The 20,958-nt window shown below is 63.8% G+C and carries 22 protein-coding genes; 12 read left to right on the top strand and 10 right to left on the bottom strand.

Going from position 1 to position 20,958, the window contains the following annotated elements; all coding sequences use genetic code 11:
* The first annotated feature begins 273 nt into the window (after positions 1-273).
* Complete coding sequence (locus KUF59_RS16465) at positions 274-1,083, top strand: NAD-dependent protein deacetylase (RefSeq protein WP_212458238.1); 810 nt, start codon at positions 274-276, stop codon at positions 1,081-1,083.
* A 182-nt stretch (positions 1,084-1,265) separates the two neighbouring features.
* Here KUF59_RS16465 and KUF59_RS16460 read toward each other — a convergent pair whose 3' ends face one another.
* Positions 1,266-1,826 carry a cytochrome b gene (locus KUF59_RS16460; RefSeq protein WP_212458237.1) on the bottom strand — a complete coding sequence of 187 codons (561 nt, stop codon included), beginning with the start codon at positions 1,824-1,826 and terminating at the stop codon, positions 1,266-1,268.
* Positions 1,827-1,998: 172 nt separating this feature from the next.
* Here KUF59_RS16460 and murI point away from each other — a divergent pair, with 172 nt between their 5' ends.
* From murI to KUF59_RS16435, 5 genes are all read left to right on the top strand, one after another.
* On the top strand, positions 1,999-2,796 hold the full coding sequence (gene murI, locus KUF59_RS16455; RefSeq protein WP_212458236.1) for a glutamate racemase: 798 nt from the start codon (positions 1,999-2,001) through the stop codon (positions 2,794-2,796).
* Between the two features lie 71 nt (positions 2,797-2,867).
* Positions 2,868-3,632 carry an HpcH/HpaI aldolase family protein gene (locus KUF59_RS16450; RefSeq protein ID WP_249140295.1) on the top strand — a complete coding sequence of 255 codons (765 nt, stop codon included), beginning with the start codon at positions 2,868-2,870 and terminating at the stop codon, positions 3,630-3,632.
* Between the two features lie 235 nt (positions 3,633-3,867).
* Positions 3,868-4,647, top strand: a complete 780-nt coding sequence (locus KUF59_RS16445) for an acyltransferase (protein ID WP_212458234.1) — start codon at positions 3,868-3,870, stop codon at positions 4,645-4,647.
* Between the two features lie 300 nt (positions 4,648-4,947).
* Positions 4,948-5,565 (top strand): 30S ribosomal protein S4, encoded by a 618-nt coding sequence (gene rpsD / locus KUF59_RS16440; RefSeq protein ID WP_212458233.1) that lies wholly within the window; start codon positions 4,948-4,950, stop codon positions 5,563-5,565.
* A gap of 86 nt (positions 5,566-5,651) precedes the next feature.
* Positions 5,652-6,719, top strand: a complete 1,068-nt coding sequence (locus tag KUF59_RS16435; protein WP_212458232.1) for a threonine aldolase family protein — start codon at positions 5,652-5,654, stop codon at positions 6,717-6,719.
* 61 nt (positions 6,720-6,780) lie between these two features.
* Here the strand turns inward: KUF59_RS16435 and KUF59_RS16430 are convergent, their stop codons facing one another.
* From KUF59_RS16430 to grxD, 4 genes are read right to left on the bottom strand one after another with little or no spacing between them, the layout of a single operon-like run.
* The gene (locus tag KUF59_RS16430) at positions 6,781-8,052 is read right to left on the bottom strand and encodes a serine hydrolase domain-containing protein (protein ID WP_212458231.1); all 1,272 of its coding nucleotides are present in this window, start codon (positions 8,050-8,052) and stop codon (positions 6,781-6,783) included.
* Entirely contained in the window at positions 8,033-9,319 is a 1,287-nt protein-coding gene (locus KUF59_RS16425) for a serine hydrolase domain-containing protein (RefSeq protein WP_212458230.1), read from the bottom strand. Before KUF59_RS16425 ends, KUF59_RS16430 begins: the two co-directional genes overlap by 20 nt.
* A gap of 42 nt (positions 9,320-9,361) precedes the next feature.
* A complete protein-coding gene (locus tag KUF59_RS16420; protein ID WP_212458229.1) occupies positions 9,362-9,916 on the bottom strand; it encodes an O-acetyl-ADP-ribose deacetylase in 555 nt (184 codons plus the stop codon).
* A gap of 4 nt (positions 9,917-9,920) precedes the next feature.
* Positions 9,921-10,253 carry a Grx4 family monothiol glutaredoxin gene (grxD, locus tag KUF59_RS16415; protein WP_212458228.1) on the bottom strand — a complete coding sequence of 111 codons (333 nt, stop codon included), beginning with the start codon at positions 10,251-10,253 and terminating at the stop codon, positions 9,921-9,923.
* A gap of 294 nt (positions 10,254-10,547) precedes the next feature.
* On the opposite strand from grxD, the gene egtB reads away from it, so the two are divergent.
* Positions 10,548-11,795, top strand: a complete 1,248-nt coding sequence (gene egtB, locus KUF59_RS16410; RefSeq protein ID WP_258769687.1) for an ergothioneine biosynthesis protein EgtB — start codon at positions 10,548-10,550, stop codon at positions 11,793-11,795.
* 51 nt (positions 11,796-11,846) lie between these two features.
* Complete coding sequence (egtD, locus tag KUF59_RS16405; RefSeq protein WP_212458226.1) at positions 11,847-12,818, top strand: L-histidine N(alpha)-methyltransferase; 972 nt, start codon at positions 11,847-11,849, stop codon at positions 12,816-12,818.
* A gap of 18 nt (positions 12,819-12,836) precedes the next feature.
* On the opposite strand, the gene KUF59_RS16400 is transcribed toward egtD, so the two are convergent.
* From KUF59_RS16400 to KUF59_RS16390, 3 genes are read right to left on the bottom strand one after another with little or no spacing between them, the layout of a single operon-like run.
* Positions 12,837-13,208, bottom strand: coding sequence for a hypothetical protein (locus tag KUF59_RS16400; RefSeq protein ID WP_212458225.1), 372 nt, complete (start codon positions 13,206-13,208; stop codon positions 12,837-12,839).
* A 7-nt stretch (positions 13,209-13,215) separates the two neighbouring features.
* Entirely contained in the window at positions 13,216-14,397 is a 1,182-nt protein-coding gene (locus tag KUF59_RS16395) for a low temperature requirement protein A (protein ID WP_258769686.1), read from the bottom strand.
* A gap of 35 nt (positions 14,398-14,432) precedes the next feature.
* Positions 14,433-14,669, bottom strand: a complete 237-nt coding sequence (locus KUF59_RS16390) for a BolA family protein (RefSeq protein WP_027525381.1) — start codon at positions 14,667-14,669, stop codon at positions 14,433-14,435.
* Between the two features lie 180 nt (positions 14,670-14,849).
* Here KUF59_RS16390 and KUF59_RS16385 point away from each other — a divergent pair, with 180 nt between their 5' ends.
* Positions 14,850-15,209, top strand: coding sequence for a DUF427 domain-containing protein (locus KUF59_RS16385; protein ID WP_212406416.1), 360 nt, complete (start codon positions 14,850-14,852; stop codon positions 15,207-15,209).
* Between the two features lie 119 nt (positions 15,210-15,328).
* Here KUF59_RS16385 and KUF59_RS16380 read toward each other — a convergent pair whose 3' ends face one another.
* Positions 15,329-15,502, bottom strand: coding sequence for a DUF1328 domain-containing protein (locus KUF59_RS16380; RefSeq protein ID WP_140982166.1), 174 nt, complete (start codon positions 15,500-15,502; stop codon positions 15,329-15,331).
* Positions 15,503-15,684: 182 nt separating this feature from the next.
* Between KUF59_RS16380 and KUF59_RS16375 the strand changes: the two genes are divergently transcribed.
* Positions 15,685-16,872: an acyltransferase family protein gene (locus KUF59_RS16375; RefSeq protein ID WP_258769685.1), complete on the top strand. Its 1,188-nt coding sequence runs from the start codon at positions 15,685-15,687 to the stop codon at positions 16,870-16,872.
* Positions 16,873-16,986: 114 nt separating this feature from the next.
* Here KUF59_RS16375 and purL read toward each other — a convergent pair whose 3' ends face one another.
* Positions 16,987-19,206 (bottom strand): phosphoribosylformylglycinamidine synthase subunit PurL, encoded by a 2,220-nt coding sequence (purL, locus tag KUF59_RS16370; protein WP_258769684.1) that lies wholly within the window; start codon positions 19,204-19,206, stop codon positions 16,987-16,989.
* A 160-nt stretch (positions 19,207-19,366) separates the two neighbouring features.
* Here purL and KUF59_RS16365 point away from each other — a divergent pair, with 160 nt between their 5' ends.
* Together KUF59_RS16365 and KUF59_RS16360 are read left to right on the top strand one after the other, a co-directional pair.
* Positions 19,367-19,846: a PaaI family thioesterase gene (locus KUF59_RS16365; protein WP_212458220.1), complete on the top strand. Its 480-nt coding sequence runs from the start codon at positions 19,367-19,369 to the stop codon at positions 19,844-19,846.
* Positions 19,847-19,981: 135 nt separating this feature from the next.
* Entirely contained in the window at positions 19,982-20,956 is a 975-nt protein-coding gene (locus tag KUF59_RS16360) for a DMT family transporter (protein WP_258769682.1), read from the top strand.
* Positions 20,957-20,958: the final 2 nt, after the last annotated feature.

The raw sequence follows: 20,958 nt of genomic DNA, 5'->3' as shown, positions 1-20,958 counted from the left end.
TCCGCGCTCCCACAGGGCAGGCGGCGCGCCGAAAACTGGCGCTGCGTCGGCCAAAGCAATGCAACCGGATGAGGTGCGCGATCGAGACATTTCCGCGCGATGCGCACCTGCCTCAATGGGACCAGGATAGACATCGCGGTGCCAATGCAATGTGAAGTAGAACACGTCTCGTGCGGAAAGTTCGTCGCACCAGGACGTGGACGCGTCACCGCCGCCCAGGTGCAGCGGAGCCAGCCTCTGGCAAGCGGCCGCCGGACGGACTAGATACGGCCCATGGACCGCCCTCCCCTGCTCGCTGATTTCATCGACCGCCACCGCCGTCTTTTCGTGCTCACCGGGGCAGGCGTCAGCACGAACTCCGGCATTCCCGACTATCGCGACAGCCACGGCAACTGGAAGCGCACGCAGCCGGTCAACTTCCAGGCCTTCATGGGCGAGGAGCGCACGCGGCAGCGCTACTGGGCGCGCAGCCTGATCGGCTGGCGACGGTTCGGCCAGGCCGTGCCGAACGACGCCCATCATGCGCTGGCAAAGCTCGAGTCCAACGGCCGGTGCGAGCTCCTGCTCACCCAGAACGTCGACCGGCTGCATCAATCCGCCGGCAGCCGGCGGGTGATCGACCTTCACGGCCGGCTCGATCTCGTGCGCTGCATGGGATGCGGCCTGAAGATTCCGCGCGCGGAATTTCAGGACCGGCTCGGTCGATCAAATGGGGACTGGCTCGCGCTGGATGCGGCCGACGCGCCTGATGGCGACGCCGACCTCGAGCATGCGGATTTTGCCTCCTTCAAGGTGCCCGCTTGCGAGGCCTGCGGTGGCGTCCTGAAGCCGGACGTCGTGTTCTTCGGCGAGAACGTTCCGCGCGACGTCGTCGCGACGGCGCAGCACCATCTGGCGCAGGCCGACGCCATGCTGATCGCCGGCTCCTCGCTGATGGTCTATTCCGGCTTTCGTTTCGTGAAGCAGGCCGCCGAGAACAAGATACCGATCGCCGCGATCAATCTCGGCCGCACCAGGGCCGACGATCTTCTCGCGCTGAAAGTGGAAGAGCGCTGCGAGGCCGCGCTGGCATTTTTGCTGTAGCGATTGCGAGCTGTATCTTGATCCATCCACCGTCACCCTGAGGTGGCCGCTTCTTCAGCGGCCCTCGAAGGGCGACGGCCCGGCTGTATCGGGGCCGTTCATCCTTCGAGGCTCACCACGCGACGCGCAGCGTCGCACGGCTCGCACCTCAGGATGACGGGACTATCAGTTCGCAGTCCGCTCTACCGGCTCGTCCCCGCATCGCTCGCCACCATCCGCGAGGCCACACGGTCGCGGCGGATGTAGTGGTGCCAGGCGGCGGCGATCACGTGAACCGCGATCAGCGCCAGCAGCACATAGGCAAAGAGGATGTGGCGGTCTTCATAGGCGCGCGCAGCCTCCCGATCGGGGGTGGTGAATTGCGGCACGTGAAACCAGCCGAAGAAGCTCGAGTAGTCAGGCGCATGGGCGCCGGAATGCGCCCAGCCGAGCACTGCGACGAGAATAGTGATCAGATAGAGCGCGGCATGGCTGATGCCCGCGGCGACCCTAGTCCAGCGCGCGCTGTCGGCCGGCAGCGCCGGCGTCGGGTTGGCCGCGCGCCAGACAAGGCGAAGCACCATCAGGAGCAGCACCAGATAACCGATGTCGGCATGGATCGAGCGGTAGAAGAACCGGTCGGGACGCGCAGGCACATGGTTCACCCACCAGCCGAAGCCGATCATGCCGATGATCGCGGCCGCCAAAATCCAGTGAAACCAGCGGGAGATGCTGCCCCAGCCGCTCCTGGTGTTCCTGATCATGTCAAAGTCCCGGGCTTTTTTCGGAGGTTTCGCCTGCCGCGCAATACCGCCGCTGATAGCGGGACGGTGCACGAGACGCGAATTGAATCGTTCCAAACCGGTTGCCGGCCGGCTATGCCGCAAAAGCGCCCCAAAAACCGAATGGTAACCATGGGAGGGCTAGGGTAACGACGTGGCAGACTCTCCGACGATCATGGTGTTCGATTCCGGCCTTGGCGGGCTCACGGTGCTCCGTGAGGTCGTCGCCGCGCGCCCGGACGCCCACTTTGTCTATGTCGCCGACGACGCCTTCTTCCCCTACGGCCACCACGGCGAGGACGAGATCATCGCCCGCGTGGTGCCGCTGATGGGTGAGCTGATCGCGGCGCATGATCCGGATCTCGTCGTCATCGCCTGCAATACGGCTTCGACGCTGGTGATGACGCATCTGCGCGCCGCCTATTCGGTGCCCTTCGTCGGCACCGTGCCGGCCATCAAGCCGGCCTGCGCGCAATCGAAGACCAAGCGCGTCTCGGTGCTCGGCACCAAGGGAACGGTGAAACGCGAATATACGAAAGCGCTGATCCGCGATTTCGCGCAGGGATGCGAAGTGACGCTGGTCGGCTCGCCGGAGCTCGCCTCGCTCGCGGAAGCCGCGCTCAGCGGCAACGCGATCAGCGACGATGACATCCTCACCGAGCTCAAGCCCTGCTTCGTCGGCGACCCCACGGATACGCGCGCGCGCACCGACACGGTGGTGCTTGCCTGCACGCATTATCCGCTGCTGCTGGAGCGGTTCGCAAAGCTCGCGCCCTGGCCGGTCGACTGGATCGATCCGGCGCCGGCGATCGCGCGCCGCGTCTCGGATCTGCTCGGCCCGCGCGTATCCGAGATCGTGCAATCAGGCGCGGAAATGATCTTCACCTCCCGCCGCGCGCACACCCTCGGGCCTGCGCTGACGCCGTTCTTCGGCGGTCGCGTTCCGGCCTAAAGTCTCTCCCTTTCCGGCGTCATCTTGCACTGCTAGCTTCGCCGCACCTCATGCGATGGAGCCCGTCTGCAATGCCTACCCTCAACCGCCTTCGCAACGAATGGCGCGAAGGGCGCCCCACTTTCGGCGCGATCGCGACCATCCCGAGCATACAAACCGTGCAGATCATGGCTCGTTCCGACCTCGACTGGATCATCGTCGATCTCGAGCACGGACCCATTGATCTCTCCACTGCACACGCAATGATCATCGCAACAGGCGGCACACCCTGTGTGCCCCTGGTGCGTATCGCCGCCAACGAGCCCTGGCTTGCGAAGGCACCCATGGATCTCGGCGCGCTCGGCATCAATTTTCCGATGATCTGCAATCGCGACGATGCCGAGAAAGCCGTGCGTAGCCTGCGCTATCCCCCGCGCGGGGAGCGGTTGTGGGGACCATTTCATGCTCCGTTCCGCTGGGGCGTCTCGATGGCGCACTACATGGCCAGGGCCGACGACGACGTGCTTTGCATCGTCACCATCGAGCACATCGAGGCGGTCAACCGCATCGACGAGATCATGGCCACGCCCGGCATCGACCTCGCCGTGATCGGACCCGGTGATCTCGCCACCTCCATCAACAAGCGCGGGCAGATGGACGATCCGGAACTTAAGGAGCTGATCGCGCGGGCCGAGGCCGGCATCCTCAAAAGCGGCGTCCCGATCGGCGGCGTCGCGCGGACGGCGGACCAGGCGAACCGGCTCATCGACCGCGGCTACCGCGCGATTGCGCTCGGCTTCGACTGGTCGCTATTTCAGCGCGGCATCATGGCGAGCTTCGAAGGGATCAAGCGCTAGAAGACTTTCCGGCTGCCTCTTCCACCGGTCTTGCAGGGTGGTCGCGGCTTGCATTAGGTTAACCATCTAAGATATTGATGATAAATGACTTTGCTGATCATTTGGACTGTGCCGCCAGCCTTGTTGTCGCCTCCCGCCGTGAACCTGTTGGCCTCAAGCCGGTTGGTTCGTGCTAAATCAGGGCGGCGAGCGGAGGTCGACTCGCCGGGATATTGTCCGCGGGAAACGGGAAGCGATGCGCGGTACACCTAGGAAAGTCTCGCTGCCGCGCCGACTCATCTTCGACCTCATGCACGCCTCGATTCGCGTGCCCTTCGTCTCGTTGTCGCGCCCGCTCAACGTCCGGCCCCTGCTCGAGGCCCGTGACGGCACTGCAAATCCTGCCGGCTGGGCCGCAATCTTCGTCAAGGCGTTCGCACTGATCGCCAAGGACGAGCCGATCCTGCGCACGCTCTACGCCAAATGGCCCTGGCCGACCTTCTACGAGCTGCCAAAGAGCGTGGCGCTGGTGGCGATCGCCCGGACCGAGGATGGCGAGGAATGCGTACTGCCGCAGCGAATCTCCGGTCCCGACGCGCTGCCGCTGGCCGAGATCGACGCCCTGATCCGGCATGCCAAGGACGCGCCCATCATGGACGTGCCGATGTTCCGCAAGATCATGCTGGCAACCCGGTTGCCACTGCCGCTGCGGCGCCTGTCCTGGCTGATCGGGCTCAATTTCGGCCGCCAGCGGGCCAATTATTTCGGCAGCTTCTCGGTGACCTCGGTCGCGGCCTTCGGCGGCGGCGAGCTCCACGCCATCAGCCCGGGACCCTTCATCCTGAGCTATGGGGTGGTGAGGTCCGACCAGTGCATCGACGTCCTCATCCGCTGGGACCACCGGATTACCGACGCCGCGCCAATCGCCCGGGTTCTGACCCGGCTAGAGCAGGTGCTAAACACTGAAATCGCTGCGGAATTGCGCGGCACCCGGCAGTCTGCGGAACCCAAGGCGATCCGCGCGGTCGGGACGTAGGGCCGGTCGTTCCGGGATGGTCCGAAGGACCAGACCTCAGATGCGCAATTGCGCATCGGGGAACCTCGAGATTCCGGGTTCGGTGCTGCCGCACCGCCCCGGAATGACAGCAACAAACATTGACAGATCAGTCAGAATTCTCCTAAAAGCCGCCTGCTCGCGGGCCGATTTCGGCCCGCGAAGCGTTTCGCGACCCGTGGTCCTGTTCCCTAGGCTTTGGGAATGGAACCTGTCGGTGCCGGGTTTTCCCGTCACACAGGAGGGCGCGTTTCCTCAAACCATGAACCCTAAGAGGACGCGATGACTAAGCGCAGTGAGGCGAAGTACAAGATCGATCGCCGTATGGGCCAGAACATCTGGGGCCGCCCGAAGAGCCCCGTGAACCGTCGTGAATACGGCCCCGGCCAGCACGGCCAGCGCCGCAAGGGCAAGCTCTCCGACTTCGGCGTGCAGCTGCGCGCCAAGCAGAAGCTCAAGGGCTACTACGCCAACATCTCCGAGCGCCAATTCCACGGCATCTATGTCGAAGCGAGCCGCCTCAAGGGCGACACCGGCGAGAACCTGATCGGCCTGCTCGAACGTCGTCTCGACGCGGTCGTGTACCGCGCCAAGTTCGTCTCCACGATCTTCGCCGCGCGTCAGTTCATCAACCACGGCCACATCAAGGTGAACGGCCGCAAGGTCAACATCTCGAGCTATCAGCTCAAGGTCGGCGATGTGATCGAGGTCAAGGAAGCCTCCAAGCAGCTCACCCATGTACTCGAAGCCAGCCAGCTTCCCGAGCGCGAGGTGCCCGACTATCTCGAAGTCGACCACGGCAAGATGACCGCGAAATACGCGCGCATCCCCGGCCTTTCCGACGTGCCGTTCCCGGTGCAGATGGAGCCGCATCTGGTCGTCGAATTCTATTCGCGCTAATAACTGATATCGAAAGGCCCCGGTTCGCCGGGGCCTTTTTGCTTAAGAGCCACGTCAGTGGCCGTCCTGCCTTCAGGAGGCGCCCCATGTTCTACACCCCTCCCCCCGTCGATCCCAAGGCGCCGCCGGTGCGCGTCAATCTGCTCTCGGACACGCAGACGCGTCCGACGCCTGCGATGCGCGAGGCGATGGCTCGCGCCGAGGTCGGCGACGAGCAGGTCGGCGATGATCCGAGCGTGAATGCGCTCTGCGAGCGCGTGGCCGATCTGCTCGGCAAGGAAGCGGCCGTCTACATGCCCTCGGGCACGATGTGCAACGTCACGGCAACGCTGGTGCATTGCCGGCCCGGCGACGAGATACTTGCGCATGAGACCGCGCATATCATCGCGCGCGAAGGCGGCGCGCACGCAGCCCTCGGCGGCTTCCAGGTGACTCAGCTTCCCGGCGCCGACGGCCAGTTCACGCCGGAGACGTTCCGCAAGGCGCTGCACCCGCGCAGCCGTTACCAGCCGCCGCAGACGGTGGTCAGCGTCGAGCAGACCGCCAATATCGGTGGCGGCACGATCTGGAAGAAGGCGGCACTCGACGAGATCGTCGCGATCGCAAAGAAGCACGGGCTCATCACCCACATGGACGGCGCGCGGCTCCTCAACGCCACGGTGGCCTCCGGCATCTCGCCGCGCGACATGACCGCCGGCTGGGATTCGGCCTGGATCGATTTCTCGAAAGGCCTCGGCGCGCCTATCGGCGGCGTCATGGCGGGCTCTCGCGCCTTCATCGATGCGGTCTGGCAGTGGAAGCAGCGGCTGGGCGGCTCGATGCGGCAGGCCGGCATCTGCGCGGCCGCCTGCATCTACGCGCTCGATCATCACGTCGATCGTCTCGCCGACGACCACGCCAATGCGCGCACGCTGGCGCGCGGACTGTCGCAGATTGCGGGCATCGAGGTGCAGGAGCCCGAGACCAATCTCGTGTTCTTCAAGCCCGACGGCGCCGGCATTCCCGGCGACAAGATGGTTGCTGCATTGCGCCAGCGCGGCGTGATGCTCGCGATGATGGACGGCCGCATCCGCGCCTGCACCCACCTCGACGTCGATGCGCGCCAGATCGAAGAGACGATTGGCTACGTGCGCGAGATCGTGCGCGGCGCCTGATCAGAGTCTCTTTTGACGCGTTTTCTTGACGCGAACCGGTGCCCACTCGCTGGAAAACGCTTTAGCGGCCCATCGCCTCGTAGACGAGTTGCTTCAGCTCGGTCTGGATGCGCCCGCGCTGCGAGGGCGATTGCATCATGCAGATGACGAACAAGTCATCAGCGGGATCGATGAAGAAGAAGGTGCCGCCGACGCCGTCCCAGCGATATTCGCCTGCGGGCAGCGGCGGCTTAGCCACCGTGCGCACGGCAAAGCCGAGACCGAACCCGCTGTCGGACGATGGGAAATAGAACTCGGGATCGCGCTTGATCCCGCTACCCTCGCCGATCTGGTCGGACGCCATCAGCGCCACCGTCTCGCGCTTGAGGTAGCGGCGGCCGTCGATCTCGCCGCCGTTGAGCAGCATCTGCGCAAAGCGGGCATAGTCTCTGATCGTACCCACCATGCCGGCGCCGCCGGATTCCCAGCGCCGCGGCGCGGTCGCTTCCCTGATGCCAGCGACCGGCCGGTCGAACCAATCATCGGGCAAGGGCTCGGCGATCAGCGACCGCTTCGCCTCATCCGCGACGAAGAATGCGGTGTCCCGCATGCCCAAGGGATCGAGCAGCCGTTCCTTCTCGAACTGATAGAGCGACTGGCCTGAGGCGACCTCGATCACCCGCCCCAGCACGTCGGTCGAATGGCCGTAGTCCCAGAGGGTCGCGGGCTGCTCAGCGAGCGGCAGTCGCGCCAGCCGGTCGACGAATTGCGCGTTATCAGGGTCGCCGTCGAACAGGCCGGCGAGCGCATAGAGCTTGCGCACCAGGCTGTCGCCGTAAAAGCCGTAGGTGATCCCCGAGGTGTGGCGGAGCAGGTCGCGCACGGTGACCGGTCGCGCCAGCGGCGTGAGCGTCAGCTTGCCGTCCGGCTGCTCGACGCCGACCTTCACATTCGCGAAGGCCGGTATGTACTTTGCGATGGGATCGTCGAGCGCCAACCTGCCGTCGTCGACCAGTAACATCGCCGCCACCGATGTGACGGGCTTCGACATCGAATAGATGCGGAAGATGGTATCGTCGGTCATCGGCGCATGCGTCCTGGCGTTGCGCTCGCCGAACTTCGCGTGGAGGACGGGCTTGCCGTGCTGCTGGATCAGGAGGATCGCGCCGGGGATCTTGCCGCCGCTCACCTGCGCCTGAAGATAGTCGCTGACGCGCTCAAGCCCCGCAGGCGACAAGCTGCGGGGCGCGGGTTGCGGAGCCTCGGCGCGGACGGCGCAGACCGCGCCGACCAGCAGCGCGAGCGTCGCCGCAAGGGCGACGCGAACGAGCACCTCAGTTCTCCATCGCCTCATAGACCAACTGCTTCAGCGTCCGTTGCACGCGCTGGCGTTCGCTCGGGGTCTGCTCCAAGAGGACGAAGAACATCTTTTGCTTGGGATCGATCACGAAATAGCAGCCGGATGCGCCGTCCCACTTCAGTTCGCCGAGGTCGCCGGGCGGTGGCGGCTTTGCGTTGCCGGGATCGGTGCGCACCGCAAGGCCGAGGCCGAAGCCAAAACCGTCGCCGGGGAAGTAGAAATAGTCGCGATCGACGCCCGAGCCCGGACCGATCTGATCGGTCGTCATCAGTTTGAAGGTCTCGGGCTTGAGAATGACCTTACCATCGAGGCTGCCGCCGTTGAGCAGCATCTGCGCGAAGCGCGTATAGTCCGCCATGGTCGAGACCATGCCGCCGCTGGCCGATTGCCACTTCTTGACGACGGTCGGATCGTTGATACGGCCGACGCGGAAGTCGCTGTCATTCGGCACCGGCTGCGCCAGAAGCTTCTGCTTCTCCGGATCGGTCACGAGGAAGGCGGTATCGACCATGCCGATCGGATCGAGCAGTTTCTCGCGCTCGATTTCGAGCAGCGATTTTCCGGTCGCGACTTCCATGACGCGCGCCAGGATGTCGGTGGAATGGCCGTATTGCCAGAGCGCGCCCGGCTGGTTGTGCAGCGGCAGCTTTGCGATGCGCTCGGCGAACTCGGCGAGATCGAAATCGCCGGCATAGATGTTGGCGTCCTTGTAAGCCTTGCGGACCAGGCTGTCGCCATAGAAGCCATAGGTGACGCCCGAGGTGTGCGTCATCAGATCCTTCACCGTCATCGGCCGACTCAGCGGCACGAGCTCGAGCGACTTGGTGCCGTCATCTGCCTTCTTCTCGACGCCGACCTTCACATTGGCAAAAGACGGAATGTATTTCGAGACGGGGTCGTCGAGCTTGATCTTGCCCTCTTCGACCAATTTCATCGCGACCACCGCGGTGATCGCCTTCGTCATCGAGAACAGGCGAAAGATCGTCTTGTCGGTAATCGGCGCCTTGCTCACCACGTCCTGGACGCCAAAAGCCTCACGGAAGACCGGCTTGCCCTGGTGCTGGATCAGCACCGTCGCGCCGGCGATCTTGCCGGTCGCGACCTCGTTCTTGAAGAAGTCACTGATCTTGGCGAGCTTATCCTGATTGAAACGAGCCCCCGCCGGGATTTCGTAGGTCCCTTCCGCTTGGGCCAACGAGCTGGCGCCGAGCGACATGAGCGCGGCATAGGCAAACGAACGCAGTCCAAAATGCAAAGTCATATCCCCTCCCCGGAACATGGCCGGCGGAGTGTACTGACCGCGTCAGTCGTTACAAGGGCTGCTGTGTCGCAAGAGCGCCTCGACATGAACGTTCGCGCTCGGCTCAGAGAAGCAGCAGAATATGACGCGGGCAACGGATGGCGTCGCCGGCAGCGCCTCGATCGTGGTGCGCATGGCAATGTCGGCGGCCCGGTCGGCGGGAAAGCAGAAAATGCCCGTCGAAATCGCGGGGAATGCCACCGAGGTCAGCGCGTGCTTGGCGCACAGCTCCATCGAGCGGCGATAGCAGGAGGCGAGCAGATCGTCTTCACCAAGCGTGCCGGCATTCCACACCGGACCGACCGTGTGGATCACATGCGCGGCCTTGAGCCGGTAGCCCTTGGTGATCTTGGCGTCGCCCGTCTTGCAGCCGTGGAGCATGCGGCATTCGGCGACGAGGTCCGGACCCGCGGCCCGGTGGATCGCCCCATCCACGCCGCCCCCGCCAAGAAGCGACGTGTTTGCGGCGTTGACGATGGCGTCAACGCCGAGTGTCGTGATGTCGGCAACGATAACATCGAGCTGCGCGCCACCGATCCGGCGCGTCAGCATCGACAAGACGTCAGGCCGCGGCGTTGATGGCCACGCCCTTGTCGGAGAAGAGCTGCTGCAATTCGCCAGCCTGGAACATCTCACGGATGATGTCGCAGCCGCCGACGAACTCGCCCTTGACGTAGAGCTGGGGAATGGTCGGCCAGTTCGAATAGGTCTTGATGCCGTTGCGCAGCTCGGCCGATTCCAGAACGTTCAGGCCCTTATAGCCGACCCCGAGGTGGTCGAGGATCTGCACGACCTGGCCGGAAAAGCCGCACTGCGGAAATTGCGGCGTGCCCTTCATGAACAGAACCACGTCGTTCGACTTCACTTCGCTGTCGATGAATTGCTCGATGCTCATATCCGTATCCTCTGCGGAGCCCTTCAAATGCCTCGGGCCGGCTCGGCCCATCTAACCCGATACTCAGGCATATATGTAGCCCAAACTATTGTGCATCCAAAGTAAAATGGCGGCGACGGGGGCCTGCCATGCGGCCGGATGAGGCCCGAGGGGGGCGCGGGTCCATAGCCTGATGGCTCTAATATCATACCCGAGGAGGACTTTTATCCCGTAACGGGCGCCCTATTTAGGACGAACCTGATCCCAGGAACCGAGCCACGCCAGCAACGTTCTCTTGTTCATCTGGAGAAAACCGTGACGAAACAAGCCTCCGCAATGGCCAGCCCCGACCTTTCGTCACTATCGTCCGATGCCGGCGGCCTCGCCGAGGCACCGGTCGAGGCCTTTACTGCCGTCCGCAACGAGACTGAGCGCCGCACCGCGCCGCTCAGCGCGGAGGATCAGCAGATCCAGTCGATGCCGGATGCGAGCCCGGCAAAATGGCACCGGGCCCATACCACCTGGTTCTTCGAGCAGTTCTTGCTGGGCGAACATTGTCCTGATTACCGGCCCTTCCATCCCGACTTCGCCTTCCTGTTCAATTCCTACTATGTCAGCGCCGGCCCCCGTCATGCGCGGCATCGCCGCGGCGATATCACGCGACCGAGCGCGGATGAGGTCACCGCCTATCGCAGGCATGTCGACGCGGCCGTCGTAAAATTCTTCCGCGAGGCCGATGCTGCAAAGCTGCGCGAGATCAGCCCACTCGTCGAGGTCGGCCTCAATCACGAGCAGCAGCATCAGGAATTGATGTTCACGGACATTTTGCACGCCTTTGCGCAGAACCCGGTATCGCCTGCCTATGATCCCTCCTGGCGCTTTCCCGCCGCGACACGTAGTGGCGAAGACTGGCTGGCGCTGAACGAAGGCATCCACACCATTGGACACGCCGGCGACAGCTTTCACTTCGACAACGAGAAGCCGGCGCACCGCGCCCTCGTCGGGCCTGTCCGGATCGCGCGCAACCTCGTCACCAATGCCGAGTGGCTCGCCTTCATGAAGGACGGCGGCTATCGAACCGCGACGCTGTGGCTGATGGACGGCTTTGCCACCGCGAGCGGCGAGGGCTGGCAGGCACCCGGCCACTGGCGCGAGATCGACGACCAATGGCAGATGATGACGCTCGCCGGCCTCAAGCCGGTCAATCCAAACGCGCCCGTCAGTCACGTCAGCTATTACGAGGCGGACGCTTTCGCGCGCTGGGCGGGAAAGCATCTGCCGACCGAGATGGAGTGGGAAGTGGCGGCCCGCGCGGAAAGGCTCAACGATGCCTTCGGCATCGTCTGGCAGTGGACCCGCAGCTCCTACTCCCCCTACCCCGGCTATCGCGCCATCGAGGGCGCGCTCGGCGAGTACAACGGCAAGTTCATGGTCAACCAGTTGGTGCTGCGCGGCTCCTCGCTTGCAACCCCGAGCGGGCACAGCCGTATTACTTATCGTAACTTTTTCTATCCACACCACCGATGGCAGTTCACGGGATTGCGCCTCGCCGACTACGACTGAGTTCTCATCCGACGATCAATGCGCGCCGGACAGCGCGTTCAGGAGAGTATCATGAATGTGCATGCCAGCGCTTTGGCTGAAGCCCATCTTCCTGACGAACAGACAACCGCCTTCGCCCGCGAAGCCATCGAGGACCTGTCGCAACAGCCGAAGCGGCTGTCGCCGAAATATTTCTACGATGCGACCGGATCGGAGCTGTTCGAGGCCATCACGCGCCTGCCGGAATATTATCCGACGCGCACCGAGCTTTCGATTTTGCGCGAGCGCGGGGACGAGATCGCGGCGATCATCCCTGAGCACGCGGCTTTGGTCGAGTTCGGCGCCGGCGCGACCACAAAAGTCCGGCTGCTCCTGAGGCACTGCAAATTCGCGGCCTATGTGCCCGTCGATATCTCCGGCGATTTCCTGCATTCGCAGGCGAACGGCCTGCGCCGGGATTTTCCTGCGCTCGGCATCCATCCGGTGACAGCCGATTTCACCACACCGTTCGCACTGCCCGCGGCCGTCGCCGATATGCCCAAGGTCGGATTCTTCCCGGGCTCCACCATCGGCAATTTCGAGCCGCATGAGGCGAGCGCGTTCCTGAAGAGCGCGCGCGAGATTTTGGGCCAGGGCGCGCAGATGATCATCGGCGTCGACCTCGAAAAGGACGAGCGCGTGCTGTACGAGGCCTATAACGATGCGGCCGGCGTCACCGCGCGCTTCAATCTCAATGTCCTCGTGCGGATCAACCGCGAGCTCGGCGGCAATTTCGACCTCTCCGCCTTCACCCATCGCGCGATCTACAATCGCGAGCGCCACCGTATCGAGATGCACCTGATCAGCAAGAAGAGCCAGACGGTGCGCATGCTGGGCACGAGCTTCGCGTTCCGCACCGGTGAGACCATCCACACCGAGAACAGCTACAAATACAGCCTCGAACGTTTTGCGGCACTGGCGCGCGGCGCCGGCTGGCGGGTGCGCGAAACCTGGACGGATTCGGCCAAGATGTTCTCGGTGCACGCGCTCGAGGTTGCGAAGTAAACGCTGCGGGAGCGAACGTCACTCGGGCTTGCACGGCTCCAATTCCACCAACCGGTCATCCCGGATGGTGGCGCGAAAACTGTTGCTGCTCGGCTTCCCGCACGACCAGGAGAGATATTCGCCGTCGCGCTGAAGCGGTTCGCCGAGCCAGAAAACCACCTTTGATATAGGATCGCCCGGCTTCAGCCTATCGACCCACTGCACCGGGTTCGCCCAGTGCCCACAATTGCCTTGCCAGTAACAGAGCGGCGTCACGCAGCCGCCGATCGCAGGCTTTCCCCCGATCGCGCGGCAGGCCGCCGGACCACGACCAAGAATCCAGCCCTGCGTAGCTTCCTCGATGACAAGCGCGGTTGCCAAAACAGCGCCCAGGATGATGAGGCGTCTCATGCCTCGCCTACTCATCCGCCTTCGACCGCAGCGACATCGACTCCCAGATCGCCACCACGATCAAGATCAGTGTCGTCGCAACCGACAGCCAGAGCGGCGAGAGTTCGCTGCCAAACCAGCCGAGACCAAGCAGCGCAAGAATGCCGACGCCGTGCGAGAGCTGGAGGAAGCCGCGGATCGAATGCTTGAACAGGATGGTACCGATCAGGAACACGAGCGGACCACCGATCGTGCTGATGACGGTCCTGACGTCGGAATGTCCGCTCGGATGCTTCAGCACGAGCTCGTCCGATACCGCGGTGAGGATGATGCCGGCGATGATCGGCATGTGCAGATAGGTGTAGGCGAGCCGCGCGAGCCGGCCGGACTCCATCGACTTCGAGAGCAGCTCTGAACCAGCCTCGGCGCCCTTGTGAAAATAGATCCACCACATCGCGATCGCGCCGGTCAGCGCAGCCAGGAAGGCGAGGATGTTTTCGCTCGTCCAATCCAGCTCGGCAAACGTCGCGCCGTTGACGACGATGGCCTCGCCGAGCGCGATGATGATGAAGCCGGCGCAGCGCTCCGCCATGTGGCCGCCCTCGACGGCCCAGGCCTCGACCGAGGAGAACCCCAGCTTCGGCACCCAGAAGCGCGCCGCCGGCGAGATGTATTCCCACACGACTGCGGCACCCCACAACCACAGCCGCGTCTGCCCCTCCGCAAACCCGCCCAAAATCCAGAGCACGGCGGAGACGCAGAGCCAGGCCAGGATACGGATCGCATTGTGCCGCACCAGCGTGCGATGCGGCGGCGTCGCGAACAGCCAGAACGCCGTGCGCCCGACCTGCATCGATGCGTAGGCGAGAGCAAACCACAGGCCTCGGCCCTCGAAGGCGGCCGGGATCGTCGTCGACAGCACGAGGCCGCCGAGCATCATCAGGAACAGCAGGATGCGGACTGGCGTCAGCTCGGGATTGAGCCAGTTGGTCACCCAGGCGGTGTAGACCCAGACCCACCAGACCGCGAGAAACAGCAGCGTGACCTGCACCGCGCCGAGCGGCGTGAAGTGGTGCAGCAGCGTGTGCGAGATCTGCGTAACGGCGAAGACGAAGACGAGATCGAAGAACAGCTCGGCATAGGTGACGCGGCTGTGCTGGTTCGGTACGATGACGCGAAACATCGCGCCGCGAGCATTGTCCGCAGCCATTCCTGTCCCCGTCTGCGAAGAAGATCAGCCCTTTCTCAGCTTCCGGGCACGCCGGTCTGCAGCGCGAGCGCGTGCAACACGCCGCCCATCTGGCCGCGCAGCGACTGATAGACGATCTGGTGCTGCTGGACGCGAGACTTGCCGCGGAAGGATTCCGAGATCACGGTCGCAGCGTAGTGGTCGCCGTCGCCGGCGAGGTCGCGTATCGTCACCTCGGCATCGGGGATCGCTGCCTTGATCATCGCCTCGATATCGTGGGCGTCCATTGGCATTCGTGTCTAACTCCTTGTCCTGCCGTCGAATCACCGCCGGCCGTCCCCTGGACCGACGGAACAAACTTAGCGTGAACGGCCTTCTGGGTCACGCTGCCAGCCACTATATTTCCGCTTCCGGCAGGATAAAGACACGACAAAGTGCCGCGCGCGACAGATTGATCGAAAAGGCGTGAAATCATGAAGCTTCCAGGCCCCGACCATCCCATCACGATCACCCAAAACCCCCGCCGCATCCGGGTGACCGCGGGCGATATCGTGATTGCCGACACCACCAAGGCCCTGACCCTGAAGGAAGCCAGGTATCCGGCGGTGCAATATGTCCCGCGGGAGGATACCAACATGGCGCTGCTCGAGCGCACCGACCGCGTCACGCACTGCCCCTACAAGGGTGACGCGAGCTATTACAGCATCAAGGCCGACGGCAAGACGCTCGACAACGCGATCTGGACCTACGAGACGCCCTTTCCCGCCATGACGGAGATTTCCGGCCGGCTGGCGTTCTATCCGGACAAGGTGAAGATCGAGGAAGTGGGGTAGTCGGAGACGACGTCATTCCGGGGCGGTCCGCAGGACCGAACCCGGAATCTCGAGATTCCACAATGCGCAATTGCGCATTGGGGTTCGATGCTTCGCATCGCCCCGGAATGACGAACAGGCTACACCCTGAAGATCGTCAGCCCCAGGATCAGCAGCACCAGGAAGATCACGACGAAGACGTAGAACAGGAAACGGGCGATATCGGCTGACGCAGCCGAAATGCCGGAGAAGCCGAGCACGCCGGCCACGATCGAGACCAACAGAAAGATCAGCGCCCATTTCAGGATAGTCATCGCCCAGCTCCGATGCTCGCCCGCCGCAGCTGGCAGGCCCCAGGACGTTCCTGAACGCCGCAGGCGGGAACTGGTTCCTGATGCGGTGCCGCAGGAAGCGCGGTACCCACCCAAACACCGCTTGCTGAATCGGGTTCCGGGCTGCAAACATCGTTTCAAAGTGCAACGCGACCGGGGCGGACATGACGACAATTTCTCAGACGACAACGGGGTCGGAGGTTCATGCGGCTCCCAAGAGCAAGGCGCGCAACCTGTCGCTCGACCGCGCCCGCACCTTCCTGACCCTCGTGGTGCTGCTGCACCACGCCGTCATCCCCTATACCTATTTCGGTCATACCGACCCGAAGTTCTTCTTCGGCTTCGACATGATCGTGCTGGCCACCGACAGCTTCTTCATGGCGATGTTCTTCTTCCTGTCGGGCTTGTTTGCGTGGTCAGGCATCGCCCGCAAGGGGGCGCTGACCTATTTGGCAGATCGCCTGCTTCGGCTTGGCCTGCCGTTCGTGATCTGCGCATTCACGGTCATTCCGCTCGCCTATTACGCCATCTCGCTCCGGCACCATCCCGAGATCGGCTTTTCGGAATACTGGTGGAATATGGTCACGAAGGGCCCGTGGCCGAGCGGGCCGATCTGGTTCCTATGGGTCCTGCTCGGCTTCGACCTTATTGCCTGTATTCTGCATCGACTGTCGCCCAACCTGCTCAATCCGATCAATCGCCTTTCGCTGCACAGTCGCCGCCGGCCGGCCGTGTTCTTCGCCGTCATGCTTGCCGTCACGGCAGCAGTCTATGTTCCCGGCCTGATGATTTATGGACCAAGCAGTTGGTTCGAATTCGGGCCGTTCTCGGTGCAGCACGGGCGCGTGTTGCTCTATGCGAGTTACTTCTTTTTCGGCGCCGGCATCGGCGTCGCGAATATGGATCGCGGACTGCTCGCTGCGGACGGCCGGATGGCGAAGGTCAGCTGGGACTGGATGGTCCTGGCGATCGTTCCGTATTGCCTGCTCTGGACGCTGATCTTCATCAAGCGCGAAATACTGGGAAACCCGTCGCCGCTGCCGAACTGGTATGAAGGGCTCTATGCCCTCTGCTTCGCTGTTTTCAGCGTGGCCGTCCTGTTTCTGATCCTGGCCTTTTTCCAGAGGTTCAAACAATCAGGCTCGGCCAGGCTGCTCGATCCGATGCAGGCGGACGCGTTCGGCATGTTTTTGGTGCACTACCCGATCGCGCTTTGGCTGCAATACTGGCTGTTCGACTATGACCTGCCAGCAATCGTCAAGGCGATGGTCGGATTCGTGCTGACGGTCGCGTTCAGTTGGGCGCTCACGCGCGCCTTGCGCCAGATTCCCGGGGCAACGAAGGTGCTGTAGGGCTCGCTGCCTCGACTCGTCATTGCGAGCGCAGCGAAGCAATCCAGAATCCCGCCGCGGGGACAGTCTGGATTGCTTCGCTGCGCTCGCAATGACGGAGAATTCGGCGGCGCCTTATGCCGCCTTGCCGGCCATATAATCCGGCAGCCAACGCTCATGCGCTTCACGCAGCGCATCGATCGAGACCGGCTTTTCGCCAACGATCGAAATCGCATCGCCACCGGTCGTACCGATCCGTACGCACGGCACTTCGCAACCCCGCATCTTGGCGAGCACGAGGCCGGCCTGCGCTTCCGGCACCGTGACGATGTAGCGCGCCTGGTCTTCGCCGAACCAATAAGCATGCGGCACGAGCGACGTCGGACCGGCCAGCACGCGCGCGCCGATGCCACTCGCCATCGCCATCTCGGCGAGCGCGACAAGAAGGCCGCCATCGGAGAGATCGTGCACGGCGGTCGCGGTGCCGGCATGGATCATGCCGCGCACGACATCGCCGTTGCGCTTCTCGGCGGCGAGATCGACCGGCGGCGGCGCGCCCTCCTCGCGACCGCAGATGTCGCGCAAATACACGGACTGGCCGAGCCAGCCATGGGTTTCGCCGATCAGGAGGATCGCCTCGCCCTCCGCCTTGAAGGCAAGCGAGGCCGATTTGGTGAAATCGTCGAGCACGCCGACGCCACCTATCGAGGGCGTCGGCAGGATCGCGCGGCCGTTGGTCTCGTTGTAGAGCGAGACGTTGCCGGACACGACGGGGAAGTCGAGCACGCGGCAGGCTTCCGAGATGCCTTTCAGGCAGCCGACGAACTGGCCCATGATCTCGGGCCGCTCCGGATTACCGAAGTTGAGATTGTCGGTGATCGCGAGCGGCCGGCCGCCGACGGCCGTGATGTTGCGCCAGGCTTCCGCGACCGCCTGCTTGCCGCCCTCGAACGGATCAGCCTCGCAATAGCGCGGCGTCACGTCGACGGTCATCGCGAGCCCCTTCGGCCCGTCCTGGATACGAACGACGGCGGCATCGCCGCCGGGACGCTGCACAGTATTGCCCTGGATGACGTGGTCGTACTGCTCCCAGACCCAGCGCTTGGAGCAGAGCTCGGGCGTGCCGATCATCTTCTCCAGGGCAGCGCCAAGGCCGATCGGGTCCTGCACCTCGCGCGCATGCACGACGTCCAGCGCGGGCGAAGCAACATGCGGGCGATCGTAGACCGGCGCTTCGTCGCCGAGTTCCTTGATCGGCAGGTCAGCCATGACGTCACCGCCATGCTTGACCACGAAGCGCTTGCTCGGCGTGGTGTAGCCGACGATGGCGAAATCGAGCCCCCACTTCGTGAAGATCGCCTCGGCCTCTTTTTCCTTCTCCGGCTTGAGCACCATGAGCATGCGCTCCTGGCTTTCCGAGAGCATCATCTCGTAGGCGCTCATGCCGGTCTCGCGCGTCGGCACGGCGTCGAGATCGAGATCGACACCGAGATCGCCCTTGGCGCCCATCTCGACCGCCGAGCAGGTCAGGCCCGCCGCGCCCATGTCCTGGATCGCGATCACGCAGCCCTTTTCCATGATCTCGAGGCAGGCCTCGAGCAGCAGCTTTTCGGCGAAGGGATCGCCGACCTGCACGGTCGGGCGCTTCTCCTCGGACTTGTCGTCGAACTCGGCCGAGGCCATCGAGGCGCCGTGGATGCCGTCGCGGCCCGTCTTGGAGCCGAGATAGACGATCGGCATGTTCACGCCGGAGGCGGCCGCGTAAAAGATCTTGTCGGCATCGGCGAGGCCGACCGCCATCGCGTTGACGAGGATGTTGCCGTCATAGCGGGTGTGGAAACGCACCTGGCCGCCGACCGTCGGCACGCCGAAGGAATTGCCGTAGCCGCCGACACCCGCGACCACACCGGAGACGAGATGCCGCGTCTTGGGATGCTCAGGCGCGCCGAAGCTGAGCGCGTTGAGGCAGGCGATCGGCCGCGCGCCCATGGTGAAGACGTCGCGCAAAATGCCGCCGACGCCGGTGGTCGCGCCCTGGTACGGCTCGATGTAGCTCGGGTGGTTGTGGCTCTCCATCTTGAAGACCACCGCCTGCCCGTCGCCGATGTCGATCACGCCGGCGTTCTCGCCCGGGCCCTGGATCACCCAGGGCGCCTTGGTCGGCAGTCCCCGCAGGTGGATTCGCGAGGATTTGTACGAGCAGTGCTCGTTCCACATCGCCGAGAAGATCCCGAGCTCCGTGAAGCTCGGCTCCCGCCCGATCAGCTTCAGGATGCGCTCATACTCGTCCGGCTTGAGGCCGTGAGCGGCGACGAGTTCGGGGGTGATCTTCGGTTCGTTCTTGGGGGCGTTCATGGGTCCCTTAATAGGTAGATCGAACGGGGGCGAAAAGGCCTTTTAGGGGGCATTTTCGGCCTGTCCAGAGCTTTGCGGCGGCTCCCCCTAACGACGGCGTTTGCACTGCGGTGACAGATCGGATTTAAGGACCCAAACCGACAATTGAAGGCCAGATTTCGTGAACCAGCTCGCCAAGACCGCATTCGACCTCCGCCCCGGCGTGCACGTCGAAACCGAGGGCGAATTCCAGGGCTGGCGGACCTGGAAACGCGACCATTTCGAGAACCTTGCCGGCCCGTTCTACCACCGGATGGACGAGAATGGCCGTATCACCTGCGCGTTCCGGGTCGCGAAAAAGCACCTCAACGGCTCCGGCAACGTCCATGGCGGCTGCTTCATGACCTTTGCCGATTACTGCCTGTTCGCGCTCGCCGCCCTCGAGCTGCAGGGACCGGCGGTGACGGTGTCGTTTTCGAGCGAGTTTCTCGACGCCGCCCGCGAGGGCGAACTGGTCGAATGCACCGGCGAGGTGACCCGCGCCGGCGGCTCGCTGATCTTCGTGCGAGGCATGCTGACATCTGGTGATCGCGCCCTGTTCACGTTTTCGGGGACGATCAAGCGGGTCAAGCGGAAGGCGCCACCTGAGGCCAGTGCATAGCTCGAACCTATCCTTCCCCCGCGCCGCCACGCTATGACTTGACCAGCGCATGGATGCGCGGGGAGCCAACAAGGTGCCGCAGAGCACAGCCAGAGCATGATCCGGAAAAGTGTGAAGCGGTTTTCCGAAACGATCATGCTCAAACAAGGAGTCGAAGCGGGTGGCGCGACGGCTCCCGCGGAGACGCCCATTCCGTCCACAAGCCCGCGACCCGTGCGCGGCTGGCGCGATTATGCGCTGCTGCTGGCGCTCGCTGGCTGCTGGAGCTCGACCTACCCGCTGACCAAGATCGGGCTCGGCTCGATACCGCCGATCACCTTCATCTCGGCGCGCTCGCTGGTCGCCTTCGCCTTCCTGTTCGTGATCCTGCGCCTGCGCGGATTGAGGCTTCCGACCGACCTGAAGGCGTGGAAGCTGTTTGCCTTCCAGCAACTGATCAACTCGACGGTGCCGTTCCTGATGATCACCTGGGCGCAGCTCTATGTGCCCGCGTCCAACACCGTGGTGCTGGCGTCGACGACGCCGATCTTCGCCTTCCTCATCACCTGGGCGATCACGCGCCACGAGCCGGCGACGCTGTTGAAGCTGCTCGGCGCCATTTTCGGACTTGCCGGCACGGCCGTCATCGTCGGTCTCGACGCCCTTCACGGCCTCGGCACCGAGATCTTTGCCGAGATCGCGATCCTGCTCGCCACGATCTCGTTTGCCTGCGCCACGATCTTCGGGCTGCGGCTGTCGGACTACGATCCGATGGTGGTGGCAGCGGGCTCGCTGCTGTTCGGCGGCCTGCTATTGTTGCCGGCTTCGCTCATCATCGACCATCCCTGGACGCTGCATCCGACACCGGAGGCGATCGCCGCCACCGTCGCCATGGGGATTTTCTCCAGCGCGCTCGGCCTGATGCTGTTCTACATGTGCCTGACCCGGCTCGGCACGCTGACCACGAACGCGCAAGGCTATTTGCGCATTCCGATCGGCGTCGGCCTCTCCGTGCTGCTGCTCGGCGAAACCGTGCCGTCGAACCTGGCGCTGGGGCTGGTGCTGGTCATGGCCGGCGTCGCCGCCATGACGGTGCCGGCAGAGAGGCTGAAGGGATTCAGGTTGCGATAGTG

This window comes from Bradyrhizobium arachidis, assembly GCF_024758505.1.
Taxonomy (GTDB): Bacteria; Pseudomonadota; Alphaproteobacteria; order Rhizobiales; family Xanthobacteraceae; genus Bradyrhizobium; species Bradyrhizobium manausense_C.
This window is presented reverse-complemented; position numbering and strand designations above follow the sequence as displayed.